The organism is Danxiaibacter flavus, from assembly GCF_041060425.1.
GTDB lineage: Bacteria > Bacteroidota > Bacteroidia > Chitinophagales > Chitinophagaceae > Danxiaibacter > Danxiaibacter flavus.
In genome coordinates this window covers 1,114,701-1,130,131 of sequence record NZ_JAULBC010000002.1, presented here as the reverse complement: position 1 = coordinate 1,130,131, position 15,431 = coordinate 1,114,701, and the positions used below count along the sequence as shown (strand labels likewise).

General features: G+C 41.2%; 13 protein-coding genes. 8 read left to right on the top strand and 5 right to left on the bottom strand.

The features are described from left to right. Positions 1 to 13 precede the first annotated feature (13 nt). Positions 14 to 1,951 carry a transglutaminase-like domain-containing protein gene (locus QTN47_RS10135; protein WP_369329245.1) on the bottom strand — a complete coding sequence of 646 codons (1,938 nt, stop codon included), beginning with the start codon at positions 1,949 to 1,951 and terminating at the stop codon, positions 14 to 16. Positions 1,952 to 2,268: 317 nt separating this feature from the next. Beyond that, the gene (pafA, locus tag QTN47_RS10130) at positions 2,269 to 3,924 is read right to left on the bottom strand and encodes an alkaline phosphatase PafA (protein WP_369329244.1); all 1,656 of its coding nucleotides are present in this window, start codon (positions 3,922 to 3,924) and stop codon (positions 2,269 to 2,271) included. A 469-nt stretch (positions 3,925 to 4,393) separates the two neighbouring features. On the opposite strand from pafA, the gene QTN47_RS10125 reads away from it, so the two are divergent. The 4 genes from QTN47_RS10125 to QTN47_RS10110 all read left to right on the top strand — a co-directional run bounded on the left by QTN47_RS10125 (position 4,394) and on the right by QTN47_RS10110 (position 7,747). Then, complete coding sequence (locus QTN47_RS10125; protein ID WP_369329243.1) at positions 4,394 to 5,653, top strand: aminotransferase class I/II-fold pyridoxal phosphate-dependent enzyme; 1,260 nt, start codon at positions 4,394 to 4,396, stop codon at positions 5,651 to 5,653. Positions 5,654 to 5,721: 68 nt separating this feature from the next. Continuing rightward, positions 5,722 to 5,985: a hypothetical protein gene (locus tag QTN47_RS10120; protein ID WP_369329242.1), complete on the top strand. Its 264-nt coding sequence runs from the start codon at positions 5,722 to 5,724 to the stop codon at positions 5,983 to 5,985. Between the two features lie 4 nt (positions 5,986 to 5,989). Further along, on the top strand, positions 5,990 to 6,385 hold the full coding sequence (locus QTN47_RS10115; RefSeq protein ID WP_369329241.1) for a VOC family protein: 396 nt from the start codon (positions 5,990 to 5,992) through the stop codon (positions 6,383 to 6,385). A 93-nt stretch (positions 6,386 to 6,478) separates the two neighbouring features. Continuing rightward, entirely contained in the window at positions 6,479 to 7,747 is a 1,269-nt protein-coding gene (locus tag QTN47_RS10110; protein ID WP_369329240.1) for an alpha-amylase family glycosyl hydrolase, read from the top strand. Positions 7,748 to 8,110: 363 nt separating this feature from the next. Here the strand turns inward: QTN47_RS10110 and QTN47_RS10105 are convergent, their stop codons facing one another. Then, a complete protein-coding gene (locus QTN47_RS10105; RefSeq protein ID WP_369329239.1) occupies positions 8,111 to 9,640 on the bottom strand; it encodes a Do family serine endopeptidase in 1,530 nt (509 codons plus the stop codon). Between the two features lie 532 nt (positions 9,641 to 10,172). Beyond that, entirely contained in the window at positions 10,173 to 11,171 is a 999-nt protein-coding gene (locus QTN47_RS10100; RefSeq protein ID WP_369329238.1) for an acyl-CoA reductase, read from the bottom strand. 158 nt (positions 11,172 to 11,329) lie between these two features. Here QTN47_RS10100 and QTN47_RS10095 point away from each other — a divergent pair, with 158 nt between their 5' ends. The 4 genes from QTN47_RS10095 (at position 11,330) to QTN47_RS10080 (ending at position 14,191) form a co-directional block, all read left to right on the top strand. Beyond that, on the top strand, positions 11,330 to 11,680 hold the full coding sequence (locus tag QTN47_RS10095) for a 4Fe-4S dicluster domain-containing protein (RefSeq protein ID WP_369329237.1): 351 nt from the start codon (positions 11,330 to 11,332) through the stop codon (positions 11,678 to 11,680). A gap of 321 nt (positions 11,681 to 12,001) precedes the next feature. Continuing rightward, on the top strand, positions 12,002 to 12,985 hold the full coding sequence (locus QTN47_RS10090; RefSeq protein ID WP_369329236.1) for a D-alanine--D-alanine ligase: 984 nt from the start codon (positions 12,002 to 12,004) through the stop codon (positions 12,983 to 12,985). Positions 12,986 to 13,038: 53 nt separating this feature from the next. After that, complete coding sequence (locus QTN47_RS10085) at positions 13,039 to 13,872, top strand: PASTA domain-containing protein (RefSeq protein WP_369329235.1); 834 nt, start codon at positions 13,039 to 13,041, stop codon at positions 13,870 to 13,872. Positions 13,873 to 13,882: 10 nt separating this feature from the next. Further along, a complete protein-coding gene (locus QTN47_RS10080; protein ID WP_369329234.1) occupies positions 13,883 to 14,191 on the top strand; it encodes a rhodanese-like domain-containing protein in 309 nt (102 codons plus the stop codon). Positions 14,192 to 14,599: 408 nt separating this feature from the next. On the opposite strand, the gene QTN47_RS10075 is transcribed toward QTN47_RS10080, so the two are convergent. Further along, the gene (locus QTN47_RS10075) at positions 14,600 to 15,424 is read right to left on the bottom strand and encodes an enoyl-ACP reductase FabI (RefSeq protein WP_369329233.1); all 825 of its coding nucleotides are present in this window, start codon (positions 15,422 to 15,424) and stop codon (positions 14,600 to 14,602) included. Positions 15,425 to 15,431: the final 7 nt, after the last annotated feature.

Sequence of the window (15,431 nt, the reverse complement as noted above, 5' to 3'; positions counted from 1 at the left end):
TGGTGGGTTCAAATTATTGTTGAATCGAAATACTGCTTCTGTTAAACTCTTTCACTGAGGCTACAAACTTTTTCCATGCCTCAAAATCTGCAGGAAGAATAACCGGTGAAGCGATAGTCGTTTTTTTCTGTAATGAGATTGTATTGTTGGAATAATTGTATTCAGCATCAACCTGGTTCTTGTTAAATGCTGCAGTGAATTTTTTGGGTAATGATGCAGGCTTTGTGTTGCCATCCAGCTCAAGCATGATTTTGTCTGTCGCGACGAAAAGATTACCGAGATCAATAGGAGACTGCCTGTTTTCTTCCGGGTTAAAACCCATTATAGATCGTGGAAAGAAATCAATGGTAGTATATAATGTTTTGTCGATCTGCGTTACCTGGTTGTTAACTTCAATATCGCCTTCAATGGTGATAGGAATTTCCCTGTTGGTAAAGTCGGAAGTTTTTATGTTGGAAACCTCTGTGTTTTCGGAGTTCCCTTCCAGCAGTCCTGAGACAAAATTCTTTCTTTTGTCAGCCGGAACATTGTTGTAGATATAGTGAAAAAAATGACGCGATTCACCATCAAAAGTAACCGACATGTGGCCGGTCATTTTCTCTCCGTCTATCTTTAGTTTTGAGATTGTGCTGATTTGATTGTTGTCAATAGGAGGCACCGGAACGGTTTCAATTTTGTAACTGTCACCATGTTCTACCAGAACTTTCTTTCCCTGAATGCGGGCAGCATCCTTACCAAAAGCTGCATACTTTTCCGTGCCGTCAATGAAGTATGTTTTTCCTTTTAAATAAAGTACTGAAATGGCGTGATTATCTACACACATTGATTGGACCTCGGTAATATCATAAGGGATCTCCCTTGTGCCAATCCACGCAAAGTGTGCATCGTAACCTGCTATTTTCAACATTTCGGTAAGCAGGTTAGCCATCCCCTTACAGTCGCCATATTTGTTTTTATAAACATCCTGTACTGTCTGTGGTACAAAGCCGGAATAGCCTTCTTCAAAAGCTATATAACGTATGTTATCCTGAACCCAGTAATAAATGGATTTGATCTTTTCCTCATCAGTCGGCTTGCCTTGTGTCAGCGTTGCCACCTGTGCTTTTATCGCATCTATATTGTTTTGAGCCTTGCGATATAAAAAGTTATACCAGGCGTATATGTCGTCCACAGATTTAAAACCATTGATCTTTTGATTATTTAGAGTAAAGCTCTTAACAGTGATGATCAGGTGAGGAAGATAGAAAGGTCTTGCAAGTGACATTGCTTCATGCTTAATCCCACTCATATCCGTGGCAGTATATTTATAAACTGTGAAGTCTTTTCCTTTTTGTGTCTCTTTCCTGATCTTATATCCTTCAAAATTTTTTTCAAGAACTTCCAGTTCCAGCCAGGATGGTACCTTAAAGCTGATGACCGCCTGCTTTACCGGGAATGACTCATGAAAGAACACACGGGTCAGGTATTTTGCATCTGTATACTGAGCCTCATATTTAAACCTGTACCGTTGCCCGACTTCCTCAGCCCGATAACCATAAAGCTCCCCATATGCATCGTCGAGAAAAATGTTATCATCTGTAAGTGAAATCCTCTCCGGGGGATATTTTACGGTTTTGAAACCATTTTTGTAATAGATCTGGAAATCATAATCCTTCAGCTTAACAAAACTGTTGAAAGGAACCAGGTAGCCGACAGGCGTTTTTTCGGCAATGCTGGCCATTTCAATCACACTGTTCTCCTGGGATGTAACAATGGATTGATTGTTAATACCTTTTGCCGTATTAAATTGAAATTCTTTGTTGATGAGATACGCGCCGTATTTGGCTTTTTTATCGATCTTTTTAAGGTTAGATGCCTGTAATGCACCTTCAGCATCGGCTGTTTGAAACTGGGAATAGGCTATGGTTGAAAATATCAGGCACACAACTAGCCCTGAAAGGGGTTTAAGCATGAGGTACGTTTTAAATTGCTTTGATAATCAGTTTGGTGTTTTATTAAATATGAAATTTATAAAATAAATATCCGCTATAAATTTCTATTTACAAAAATCTATAGCGGACAAAAGTAGGAAGAAAACCGGTTTAAGTACGAATTACGAATTACGAAGTACTTTAATGCAGGCTACGTTATTTTTTAGACAACTGCTTAAATTTAAAAATGCAAGAGCTCAGATATAATCGAGCTCTTGCACCCAGGTACTTCGTACTTCGTAACTCGTACTTGCGATCGGTCACATCATACATCTAATATCGTACATCGTACATTGCCTTACTTCATCACATCCTCAATCACCTGTCCCACATTTCCGCTGGGCATTTGAATATGAAGTAATGCAGCTACGGTTGGTGAAATATCGGTCATGTAAGTTTCAATATTGGTTTTACCTTTCCTGATGCCCCATCCATACCATAACAAAGGAATGTGAGAATCATACGGATTCCAAAGGCCATGTGTTGTTCCGGTTGCTCCGCCATCAATATATCCCGGTTTTAAAATTATCTGGATATCTCCGCTGCGTGCAGGAAGATAGCTATTTGTAACACGTTCCTTAATGGTTGAAGTAAGTGTAGTCTGTGCCAGTTTGTCCAGTTCAAAAGCATTCACAACACCATCTACATTACGCAGATATTTAATCGTCTGCCTGATGATATCGTTCTTATCCATATCTGACGATTCTATCAAAGCATGATTCAGATAGAACTGGTAGTTGCTCGCGTTTACAACAATATTATCCTTACCAAATTTGTCCTTCAGCATTTGGTTAAGACCTTTAAGAATGGTGCTCTCACTGATTGTGCCACCTGGAAGTCTGTTCTCCTTCATAAAGCCAGGTACATGTGCTACTGCATGGTCGGCAGTAAGAAATACTGTGTACTGGCCCTTGCCAACAGATGCGTCGAGGAAGTCAAACAATTTGCCAAGGCTTTCGTCAAGGCGCACATAGTCATCCAGTTGTTCCCATGAATTAGGTCCGAATGTGTGACCTACATAATCCGGAGAAGAAAAGCTTACTGCTAAGAAATCCGTTACACCGTTTTTCCCTAAACCTTCGTTAAGCACGGCTGCTTTTGCCATTTCAACGGTTAATGTGTTACCATGTGGAGTTGAAGAAATCTTGCTATAGTCTGTTCCTGCATATTTGCTTAAGTCATATGGCATTGCTGAATTAGGTGTGCCAAAAGGTTTTCCTTCGTAGGCTTTGTCATCGGCAGTGCAGTATATCGGATAAGTTTCTTTAGGCAGAGCCAGCGTCCAGTTTAGCTGGTAAAGAGAATCCACCAGTTTCCTGTTATTAAAATTTTGAACCCAGTCAGGCAATACATTCATGTAATACGTGCTGGTGATAAAGTTGCCGGATTTACCATCATACCAGTAAGCCGCATTAGCTGAATGTCCGGCAGGCAAAATAGCACCTCTGTCCTTCAACGCAACGCCAATTACCTTGCTCTGGAAATTGGTAGCCAATCTTAGTTCATCCGTAATTGTAGTGGTTAACATATTGGCCGGGCTCATCGCTCCGGCTGCAGCGTTGCTGCTGCCAACTGTCTGAACAGAAGTATCTCCTGCGCAATACATTTCTTTGCGTTTCTGATTATCATACCAGTCATTTCCCATTATACCGTGGATTGCAGGAACAGAACCGGTATACACGCAGGTGTGGCCTGCAGCGGTGACAGTTGGAGTATACGGTATCATCGTGTTTTCGCATGAAAAGCCATCGTTCAGCATTCTTTTAAAACCTCCGTTGGCTTTAAAAACATCGTTGTAACGATAAAGATAATCCCAGCGCATTTGATCGACCACAATCCCTACAACCAGTTTAGGACGGGATACACCTTGTTTGGAAGCTGCTGCTGAAGAACTTTGACTGTTGGATGTAATAACGGTAAATAAACCAAGAACAAAAACAAAGCAATACTTCATTGTAAAACAATTATTAGGGGAACAAAAGTAGGGTTGAAGATATGTATTATTTGAAAACGTGATCTTAAAATTGATATTTAATAACGAATGCCGGGCTTTCCCCTTCGGTTACCTGATACGTGATGATTTTTGTTAATTTCCTCTGAAATATTCGTCTTTAAACCCGCAGGAAGAACGTCGGCTTCATTAACAAAAAGTAGTTTAAACCTCGTTTTATCCGGAAATATGGCCGGTTCGGGGAATATTTATGCACATCACGCCTATGATAGTGCAAAAAATTATGATGCGAAGGCTTAAAACTCAAGCTATATTTAATTTGAATGAATTATTTTTGCGCAGTCGCAAATGATAATGATTGCTTCATCTTGAGAAGCTCCTTTTTTATCAGACAGAAGGTTAAAGTATAAACCGGTTCATCACCAATCCAACAAAGCAACCGGATTTTATCATTGTAAATTATATATACTTTATGGCAGATATTTTCGAAAGACTGATCAAAAATTACGGCCCTATTGGACAACATCGTGAAAGAGCACATGGATATTTTGCATTTCCTAAACTGGAGGGCGAGATTGGCAGCAGAATGAAATTTCGTGGTAAAGACGTAGTTGTATGGAGCCTGAATAACTATTTAGGATTGGCAAATCATCCGGATATCAGAAAAGTGGATGGTGAAGCTTCTCAAACATTCGGCCTTGCATATCCGATGGGAGCGAGGATGATGAGTGGTAACAGTAACTATCATGAACAGTTGGAAAAAGAGCTGGCAGAATTTGAACAGAAAGAAGATGCTATATTGATGAACTTCGGCTATCAGGGTATTATGAGCGCAATTGACGCCGTTTGCGGCCGTCATGACGTGATTGTATATGATGCTGAAAGCCATGCATGTATAATAGATGGTTTGCGCCTTCACCCTGGTCACAGGTTTGTTTTTAAACATAATGATGTTGCTGATTGCGCCAAACAATTGGAAAGAGCAACAGCGATGATTGAAAAGCAGGGACAGGGTGGTATCCTGGTTATTACTGAAGGCGTGTTTGGCATGGCCGGAGATCAGGGTAAATTAAAAGAGATCATTGATCTTAAGAGCACATACGAATTCCGCCTGCTTGTTGATGATGCGCATGGATTTGGTACGTTGGGTAAAACTGGTATGGGTGCGGGTGAAGCTCAGGATTGCCAGGATGGCATCGATCTGTATTTCTCTACTTTCGCCAAATCAATGGCTTCAATCGGAGCATTTCTTGCAGGTCCTAAAGTGATCATTGATTATATCCGTTATAATATCCGTTCACAGATCTTCGCGAAAAGCTTACCAATGCCAATCGTTCTGGGTAACCTGAAGCGTTTGGATATGTTGCGCACCATGCCGGAACTCCGCGAGAAATTATGGAATAACGCATTGAGTCTGCAGAAAGGACTAAAAGAAAATGGATTTGATATTGGTAATACCAATACTATGGTTACGCCGGTTTACATGAAAGGTGGCGTAGAAGAAGCTACTGCAATGGTAATGGACCTTCGTGAAAATTACGGTATCTTCTGTTCTATCGTAGTATATCCCGTAATTCCAAAAGGACATATTATTTACCGCTTAATTCCAACTGCAGCACATACTGCAGAAGACATTAAGCTAACCATAAAAGCTTTCAGCGAAACCAAAGCCAAGCTGGATGCAGGTGACTATAAGGTTGAAGCCATTCCTGATATGGCCGAAGCAAACTAAGTCGTTAAAAGAATATTTTACTAAGCAAAGCCTTCCTTTCTTTTGGGAGGCTTTCTTATTTTTGAAATATGATAAAGTATCTGAAAAGGATTACTCCTTTTATACTCGCATCCTCCACTGCTATTGTTGCAGCTTTTTCTTTTTTACTAACAGGAGGAGATACGTTTAAATACAGAATTGGGTTCTTTATTCCGCTCGTGTTACTCAGTATAGTTCCGCTCATTCTTGATTTCCTCTTAAAACGCTATCTTCAGTCAAGGGGCCTTGTATGGATATGGGTGACAGAGCTAATTCTTTTGCTGGGTGCCGTTTATTACTGGATAGTAAAATAATTGTATGCATATAGAACATATTGCCCTTTATTGCAACGACCTTGAAAAAATGAAAGATTTCTATTGCCGCTATTTTGAGGGAACATCTAATGAGATCTATCGAAGCAATACAACCAGGGGATTTGAATCTTATTTCATAAGTTTTGCAACCGGTGCAAGATTTGAGTTGATGAAAAAGCCTGGTATTTCAGATGTTTCTTCCGTTATAGCAAGAGCCGAAAATCCCGGATTTGTTCACCTCGCATTTTCCGCCGGAAGCCGCGAGAAAGTCGACACCCTGACGAAGACTTTAAGGGCCGATGGCTTTGCTGTTTTGGGAGAACCAAGGGTAACCGGCGATGGCTACTACGAAAGTGTTATTGCCGATCCCGAGGGAAACAGGATCGAGATCACAGAATAGACCGATACGTGAATATTGCTGTATCAATAACGTTCTGAACTACGCAGAATGCCTCAGCTAAAAGCTGATAGCTGACTGCTGAAAGCTACAAACATGAGCATAAAATTTGAGACGATCGATTGGGCTTACGGCTCCAACATATACGAAGTAAATACAAGGCAATATACCGCGGAAGGCACATTTAGTGCTTTTCAGCAGCATTTGCCAAGGCTGAGGGATATGGGGATTGAGATACTGTGGTTTATGCCCGTAACGCCGATAAGCAAGGAAAAAAGATTGGGGACACGGGGCAGTTATTATGCCTGCAGCGATTATACCTCGATTAATCCGGAATACGGAACATTAGAAGATTTCAAAACACTGGTAAGCGCTGCGCATGATCTGGGGTTTAAAGTAATTATTGACTGGGTGGCAAATCACACGGGTTATGACCATCACTGGACAAAAGAACATTCTGAATGGTACAGGAAGGACGCGGATGGAAATTTTGTAGAGCTGAACGGCTGGGACGATGTAATAGATCTCGACTACACAAATGCAGCACTTCGGAGGGAGATGATAAAATGTATGCAGTTTTGGGTGGAGAAATGTAATATAGATGGCTTCCGGTGCGACATGGCACATCTTGTTCCGCTGGACTTCTGGAAGGAAGCGAGAAAAGCCTGCGAGGAAACGAGGCCTCTTTTCTGGCTTGCTGAATGTGATGAAGAAAAATACCTGGAAGTATTTGATGTTTCCTATGCCTGGAAATGGATGCATGCCACGGAAAAATTCATGCGAAATGAAATTGGACTGGGTGATATCAACAACATTTTGCATGGTTATGCAAATTATCATGCAAAAGGATGGAAGCTTTTTTTTACCGCCAATCACGACGAAAATACATGGAACGGAACTGAGTCTGAAAAGTATGGTCCGGCTGCAAAAGCATTTGCAATTTTTAGTGTCACCTGGCCAGGATTACCATTAATTTATAGTGGCCAGGAGTTGCCCAATAACAAGCGTCTAAAGTTTTTTGAAAAGGATGTAATAGAATGGCACGAGCCGGTAGAATTACATGTTTTTTACAAGACATTACTGCAATTGCGAAGAGAAAACAGCGCATTGCACAATGAAGCCAGGATGGTTTGGTTTTCTACAGATGCAGATGATAAAATATTAGCCTACCTGCTCGTTAAAGATCATCAGAAAGTTTTGGTGATATTAAATTTATCCGGTGCAGAACGGGTAAAGATCGATCTTGCAGATGCGTCTCTAAAAGGTGGTTATATTAATCTGTTTTCAGGTCTGCAACATCACCTGAACGAGCGTGAGATATTTGAATTGCAACCCTGGGAGTATTTTGTTTATGCATCGGTGTAATGTCAGAAGTTAAAAGTTATAAGTGGTACGTTGTACGTTGATGGCAGCAAAGATGATGATTGACAAAAATGGAATCAATGCTCCATATTTCACTATAGACTATTCACTTTTGACGTTTTCGGAAGTAATGAGTTGTAAGTAGTACGTTACACGTTGATTGCAGCAAAGACTATGATGAAGAACGAAAATGGAATCAATGCTGCACACTTCACTATTGACCATTCACTATTGACTATTCACCATCCACCAAAAAAAGAAAGCCGGCATAAAAGCCGGCCTATTCTTTATAATCATTGAATCAATCTTTCACTATTCACCATTCACTATTCACGCTGAGTTATCACTCTTCACCATTCAGTCCTCTTATTGATCCCCATTGTCATTACCTTTATCGGATCCGTTAAGGTTAAGCGGATAGGCGTAAGAACCTTCGTAACCCGGATAAATACCTTCAATCTTAACAGTGCCCTGGGTGCTTGCAAGAACACTTTTCAGTTCATCAATATTGTTTACAGGCTGACCATTTACGCTGGTGATTACAAATCCTTCCTGCATTCTTGTTCTCTTCAAAATACCATTGCCTATTTTCTTAACTACCACACCTCCGGTAATATCATTTTTCTTAGCGGTGGCAGCATCAAGATTCGCTAATTCTGCACCTAATTTATCGAGGGCTGATTCCGCTTTGACTTCAGTATATGTACCCGCTTTGTTTTTCAGCGTAACAGTAGTTGTGTTTTCTTTACCTGCTCTAACATACGTCAGGCTGATCTTGTCACCGGGCTTGTAACGTGCAACCTGGTCTTGCAATTCAGGACCACTTGTAATTGTTGCTCCGTTTATTTTGGTGATGAAATCACCTTTCTGAATACCGCCCTGGTAAGCTGCGCCGTCTTTCGGAACATCAGTTACATAAACACCGTCACCTTCTTTAATACCTTGCTGTTTCTTTTGCTCGTCAGATGCTTGTTCACTCAGGTATTGAATTCCGATATAAGCTCTCTGAACTGTACCAAATTTAATCAGGTCATTCACAATTTTCTTAACCATGTTTACTGGTATTGCGTAAGAATAACCTGCATAAGAACCTGTAGGAGATGCGATGGCAGAGTTAATACCGATTAGCTCACCGTTTGTATTAATCAACGCACCTCCACTATTGCCGGGGTTCACAGCTGCATCGGTCTGAATAAACGATTCGATAGGAGAGTTGCCTCTGTTGATGCCGATTGATCTTGCTTTCGCACTAACTATACCTGCCGTTACGGTAACATCAAGGTTCAAAGGATAACCGACTGCCAGTACCCACTGGCCTAAGCGCGTATCATCACTGTTTCCGTAAACCAGGTAAGGTAAACCTGTGCCTTCAACTTTAATAACTGCGATATCACTGTTATTATCTGTTCCTACAACTGTAGCCTTATAAGTTTTACGGTTAGCCAGTGTTACATTTATTTCATCAGCGCCCTCAACTACGTGATTGTTTGTAACAATATATCCATCCGCACTGATCAATACACCGCTACCGCTGGCGCGTTGCTCAGGAGTCATCCTTGATTGGGGACCGCCAAAGAAATCGGAGAACGGATCATCATCTCCAAAAAAGTCAGAGAATGGATTTCTTTGCTTAGGCAGGTTGTTGCTAACCTGTTTAGGTTTTGTTCTTGTTTTTATGTGTACAACGGCGGGGGTTGCAGAAGTTGCTGCTGCGGAAAAATCGACTGGTCCTGCTGCATTATCTTTATTGAAAAATCCTGCATAGTTAACTGGTAGTTTTCCATTTTCCTGTACACCTGCGTATTGACTTTGCATCCACTTGCTGTATCCCCAAACACTCAAAACAGCGGTAGATGCACTGATAGCAACTATCAATAAAATACTTTTGAGTTTCATTGTTCTTCTAAATTTTTAAAGTTCAAAATTGACTGTTCTTTAATGTCAAATAATATGCCTTTCGGACAACAAATAAACGAAGCTGTTTAATCGTGCGTTAATAAAATATTCCTTTTAACATAAGTTTGACGAAGGTTGTCGTAGTTCTGTCAAACTTGCGTAAAGGTGTTAACAATTACTGTCATAAAGATAAGCATGTAAGTGCGAAAATGGCATAGAATTCCATGGAAGGCAAAGAAGTAAGTACGAATTACGAAGTACAAAGTACTTAAGTCTAAAAGCTGAATTAGATGCAGGTCTTTTTAAGGAAGGGAACGTGGAATTACTTCAATATATTGGTTATCAAAGCTTCAGAAAATGAGTTCTGACACAGGAGGCTGAAATGCTTGTTAAGGCAATGGCTTGAATGCAGATGTAATTTGTTTTTTAAGCATTGAAAAAGCTGCCATTCAGTCTGTGAAATTGGAAGAGATAATTGCCTTGTCCCGTCGGATAAAATCACCAACCCAGGACAAAGCAATATTTATCAGGTTTACAGGTCTTTTAAAAAGGCCATAGTATCTACTCCATCGGCGTAGTCTATCAACGAAGGTTGCTGTGCGCTGCCAAAAGGAATGTTATCCTTACCTACAACACACTGTATAGCCTCGTTACCTTTCAGGCTTTCCAGCAACGCATCCTTGTCGGTATAATACTCAAAATGTACCTGGCTGATGGGCGAAAAAGGCGAACTGTTTTCCGTAACAACCACTGCCCCGCTGTTCATGTAATATTTATTGTTCATGATCAGTAGCGCCAGCTGATAGTCGAAATTGTGTTTGTATTTATGAAATTCGAGGAAGTAATCATATTGTTTCAATGTTTCCAGTAACGGCATAAAATTATAGTTCTCCGGAACATACAACTTCGTAACGTTGCGACAGCCGAGCCCGAAATAAAGCTGAATGTCTTTGGCAAGATTGATTAGATCGTCGGCTGATTCCTGTCCGTCCAGGACAGCGACAGACGTCCGGTTTTTGCGGATAATGTTTGGATATTTACTGAAATAGTATTCAAAATAACGCCCGGAATTATTGCTGCCGGTTGCTACATAGGCGTCACATCCTTTTAATGTCTCCGCGAATTGAACGAGTCCTTTTGCTGCCGGATTCCATTCTTCCAATTTGGCTACAAGATGCGGCAGCAGCACATCATCTTTCGAAGAAAGTTTAATAGCCATGCGGTGGCCGGTAATAAACGTGCAAAGGAAATCGTGAAAGCCTACAAGCGGAATATTCCCAGCCATAACAATGCCTACGAGCTTTGGATGTGGGTTTTCCTGCGGAATTCCATAATTTTTTGTCCATTCCTCCAATACAGGTCGTGTAAGAAATTCACGGGAAAGCGCTGTCGAAGCCAGGTCAATAAACTCAGGAATAAACCACGGATTTTGCCTGCCCGCTCTTTCCTTTATCATCTGCCATTCCGTGTCATTGTTTTCAATATAAGAACCCAATTGTGCCAATAATTCTATACGTTGTTGTAAAGTCATCTTACATATATTAACTCTTGTGATTTATATTTGCGGCGTAGTGCGGTTTATTCAATAATTGCTGCGATCGGATAAGGTCCGGCAGATACTTAAGTAAACGGCACTGACTTGCGGCAGCCGCAAAATTCTGAAATTTACAATCACAAAAATCAAATAATATGGCAATCAAAATAACAGATGAATGTATTAACTGCGGAGCATGCGAACCAGAATGTCCAAATAATGCCATTTACGAAGGGGGAGTAGAATGGGCCATAGCCGACGGAACAACCGTTAAAGGATCTATTACACTTATGGATGGAAGCCAGGTAGACGCAAACGAGCGTTTTGCCCCAATTAGTGTTGATACTTACTATATTGTTCCAAATAAATGCACCGAATGCCAGGGTTTTCACGAGGAACCTCAATGTGCAGCCGTTTGCCCGGTTGACTGCTGCGTTCCGGATGAAATGTACCAGGAAACTGTGGATGAACTGATGGCTAAAAAGGAAAAATTGCACATAATGTAGTCCGGCGGCAGTGTGCGAAACTTTTTTTGCACTCTATTACCGGGGTGGTTACCTTTATGTAAATGATTGTTGCTGCGAGGCGACATTAATAACGGTGGGTGATATTTCCCGCTAACGTGAGGTGAAGGATGTATGTTCTTCACCTTTTTGTTTGGAAATAACTGCCGGTTTCTTTCGTTAAAATTTCATAGGCAATAGCTTAAATGCATTAGGTCATTATCTTTGAAAGTCAGGCCCGGCAAAACATCATTAACGAGGTTTTCCGTATTGCAGGTTCTATCGCCGGATTCCGGCTAATCTAAAAGAAACAAAGAATAACAGATGAAAAAGAAAATAGCATTGGTAACAGGCGGTTACAGTGGGGAGGCAGAGATCAGTTATAAAAGTGCGGTGACTGTTGAAAATAATGTAGACAAGGAAAAATTTGAAGTATACAAAATTGATGTCCACCCGGAAGGCTGGAACTATATAGATGCAAACGGAAATAAAACGCCTGTTGACAGAAGTGATTTTTCCGTCAATGCCAATGGCAGTAAGATCAGCTTTGACGCGGCTTTGATGTGCATTCATGGTACGCCTGGCGAAGACGGAAAGTTGCAGGGTTATTTTGATATGCTTAATTTACCCTACACAAGTTGCGATGCCGCAACTTCAGCACTTACATTTAATAAACGCTACACTGTAGCTGTTGCTGCTTTTGGCGGAATAAATGTTGCGCGCTCTTTGCATATCTTCAAGCATTCACCCATAAGTGCCGAAGCCATTTTGCAGCAATTACAATTGCCGGTTTTTGTTAAGCCGAACAATGGTGGCAGCAGCATCGGTATGAGTAAAGTAACGGAAGCTGAAGCCTTGCCAGCTGCGCTGGAAAAAGCATTTAACGAAGATGATCAGCTGCTGGTTGAAGAATTTATTGCAGGAAGAGAGTTTACTATTGGTGTTTTTAAAACAAACGGTAAGATTATTACGTTACCCATTACTGAAGTGATTACTCACAAGGACTTTTTTGATTATGAGGCGAAATATCTTGGTAAAAGCCAGGAAATAACTCCCGCAAACGCAGACGAGGCAATTGCTGAAAAAGTGAGGGCCGCGGCAAAAAAAGTGTATGAGTTATTAAACTGCCGTGGTATAGTCAGAATTGATTTTATTTACAATGAACAAAGGCAGGAGCCGTTTATGCTGGAAGTTAACACGGTTCCCGGTCAAAGCGAGGCGAGTATAGTGCCTCAACAGGTAAGGGCGATGGGATGGACGCTTAAAGAGTTTTATACAGCAGTAATAGAGGATGCCATCAAGGCCTGATCAACGGGAATGCCCCGGTATTTTAGCGTATTTTCTTAAAAAAGATATATTAAGTGTTCAAATTCATTACGACAAAACCTTTCTGGGTAAATATTTTAATAGCAATTGTGCTTGCATTGTTATTGTTCTTTGGTTTCTTTAGTTCGCTGGGGTGGCTGACACATCATGATGCAAATGCAAGAGTCCCTTCAGTTGTAGGGAAAACTGTTGCCGAAGCGACAACTGCGTTGGAAGCACAGGGGTTTGATGTTACGGTACAGGATTCCGTTTACATAGATACCTTGCCTAAGCAGGTTACCGTAAAGCAATCACCGGAGGCAGACGCACTCGTTAAGCAACACAGAACCATATACTTAACCATTAACCGCTCTATTCCTCCGCTGGTTGAAATGCCGGATTTGCGTGGATTTTCTTTTAAGAGTGCACAGTTATACCTGCAAAGTCTCGGTTTAAAAATGGGCGAGGTTTCATACAAGCCGGATATCGCGAAAAATGCTGTTCTGGACCAGGTATATAACAATAATCCCATAAAACCAGGTACCAAAATAAATATGGGAAGTACCATTGCCCTGGTAATTGGTAGCGGAGTGGGCAGCACTCTGATTGATGTGCCCGATCTTACCGGAATGACGGTGAAAGATGCCAGGAGTTTTTTAAGTGCCATGAGTATAGGTATAAGCACGATCAATAACGCAGATGCGGCAGTAGCCAACCAGGAAAATGCGTATATTGTGCGGCAAAATCCGGAGCCATACAACATAGTGGGTGACGGACAAATGGTTTCAAACAAGATCAGGGCCGGGCAGTTAATTGATATTTGGGTGAGTGATACCAAACCTGCAATGGATTCCGCAGGGATAATCAGCCAGCCATCAAACGTTCAATAACCAGATTATTATGCAGAATATTTCTATTGAAGAATTGAAAAGCAGATTAGACGCAGGTGAAAATGTAAACCTGCTTGACGTTCGTGAAGATCACGAAAGAGCAGACTTTAATATTGGTGGAAAGCACGTGCCTGTTGGCAAAATCCAGACCATGCAATTGGATGATATCGAAGACTGGAAAGACCAGGAAATAGTTGTTTACTGCCGTAGCGGAAACCGCAGCGGTATTGCGGCAATGTTCCTGGAGCAGATGGGCTATAAAAACCCTAAGAACCTTGTAGGCGGAATGCTGGCATGGCAGGATAAATACGCTAAATAATAAGTACGAAGTTAGAAATACGAAGTACGCAGGTGATACCGGTTAACTTTCTTTTTAGGCCGGTTGAGTGAGGTAAGTACGAAGTTAGAAGTAAGAAGTACGCAGGTGATACCGGTTAACTTTCTTTTTAGGCCGGTTGAGTGAGGTAAGTACGAAGTTAGAAGTACGAAGTACGCAGGTGAGACAGTTTTATATTTTTTTAGCCTGTTGATTTACTGAAATATGAAATAAAAAAGCCGCGAGTGATATGATTCGCGGCTTTTTTAGTTAAGTTATATTTAGCTGTTACAAATAATCAAGTGAGACAGTGCACTTCGTACTTCTAACTTCGTACCTCGTACTTTTATGAACAGGTAAAAAATCAGTTAACCACTCGCCTCCACGTACTTTTAACTTCGTACTTCGTACTTAACTTTGTTCTTCTACGCCGAGTCTTTCCATTACGTCCATGCTAATGCCGGTTGAAGAGTAACCTCCATCGTGGAACAGGTTCTGCATGGTAACCATTTTGGTAAGGTCAGAGAACAACGTAACACAATAGTTTGCGCAAGATTCAGCATCGGCGTTACCCAAAGGAGCGATTGCATTTGCAAAATCAAAGAAGTCACCGAAACCTTTAATGCCGCTTCCTGCAGTGGTTTTGGTAGGAGACTGGGATACAGTATTGATACGAACTTTCTTTTCAACTCCATAATGATAACCAAAGCTGCGGGCGATCGATTCAAGCATAGCTTTGATATCAGCCATATCTGTATAGAACGGATATGTACGCTGAGCCGCCATATATGTAAGGGCAACAACACTTCCCCATTCATTGATAGCATCCAGTTTACGAGCAACGCTCAGCATTTTGTGCAGAGACATAGCCGAAACGTCAATCCCTTTCATGAAATAATCGTAGTTAGATTCAGTATAAGGGATTTTCTTACGGATATTAACGCTCATACCTATAGAATGCAGTACAAAGTCGATTTTGCCGCCCAATACTTCCTGGGATTTGGTGAACAGGTTGGTCAGGTCATCAACATTTGTTGCATCAGCAGGAATGATCTCTGATCCTGTTTTTTCAGCAAGCACTTTTATTTCGCCCATTCTCATAGCAATTGGGGCGTTGGTTAATACAAATGTGGCGCCTTCTTCATGCGCTTTCTCTGCAACCTTCCATGCGATGGAGTTTTCGTCCAATGCGCCGGTAATAATGCCACGTTTGCCTTTTAGTAGATTGTATGCCATATGGATT

Coding starts and splice junctions, on each gene's coding strand:
- QTN47_RS10090 (WP_369329236.1), top strand. CDS start 12,002: ATGAAAAAGAAAATAGCATTGGTAACAGGCGGTTACAGTGGGGAGGCA.
- QTN47_RS10110 (WP_369329240.1), top strand. CDS start 6,479: ATGAGCATAAAATTTGAGACGATCGATTGGGCTTACGGCTCCAACATA.
- QTN47_RS10115 (WP_369329241.1), top strand. CDS start 5,990: ATGCATATAGAACATATTGCCCTTTATTGCAACGACCTTGAAAAAATG.
- QTN47_RS10135 (WP_369329245.1), bottom strand. CDS start 1,951: ATGCTTAAACCCCTTTCAGGGCTAGTTGTGTGCCTGATATTTTCAACC.
- QTN47_RS10100 (WP_369329238.1), bottom strand. CDS start 11,171: ATGACTTTACAACAACGTATAGAATTATTGGCACAATTGGGTTCTTAT.
- pafA (WP_369329244.1), bottom strand. CDS start 3,924: ATGAAGTATTGCTTTGTTTTTGTTCTTGGTTTATTTACCGTTATTACA.
- QTN47_RS10075 (WP_369329233.1), bottom strand. CDS start 15,424: ATGGCATACAATCTACTAAAAGGCAAACGTGGCATTATTACCGGCGCA.
- QTN47_RS10120 (WP_369329242.1), top strand. CDS start 5,722: ATGATAAAGTATCTGAAAAGGATTACTCCTTTTATACTCGCATCCTCC.
- QTN47_RS10125 (WP_369329243.1), top strand. CDS start 4,394: ATGGCAGATATTTTCGAAAGACTGATCAAAAATTACGGCCCTATTGGA.
- QTN47_RS10095 (WP_369329237.1), top strand. CDS start 11,330: ATGGCAATCAAAATAACAGATGAATGTATTAACTGCGGAGCATGCGAA.
- QTN47_RS10105 (WP_369329239.1), bottom strand. CDS start 9,640: ATGAAACTCAAAAGTATTTTATTGATAGTTGCTATCAGTGCATCTACC.
- QTN47_RS10080 (WP_369329234.1), top strand. CDS start 13,883: ATGCAGAATATTTCTATTGAAGAATTGAAAAGCAGATTAGACGCAGGT.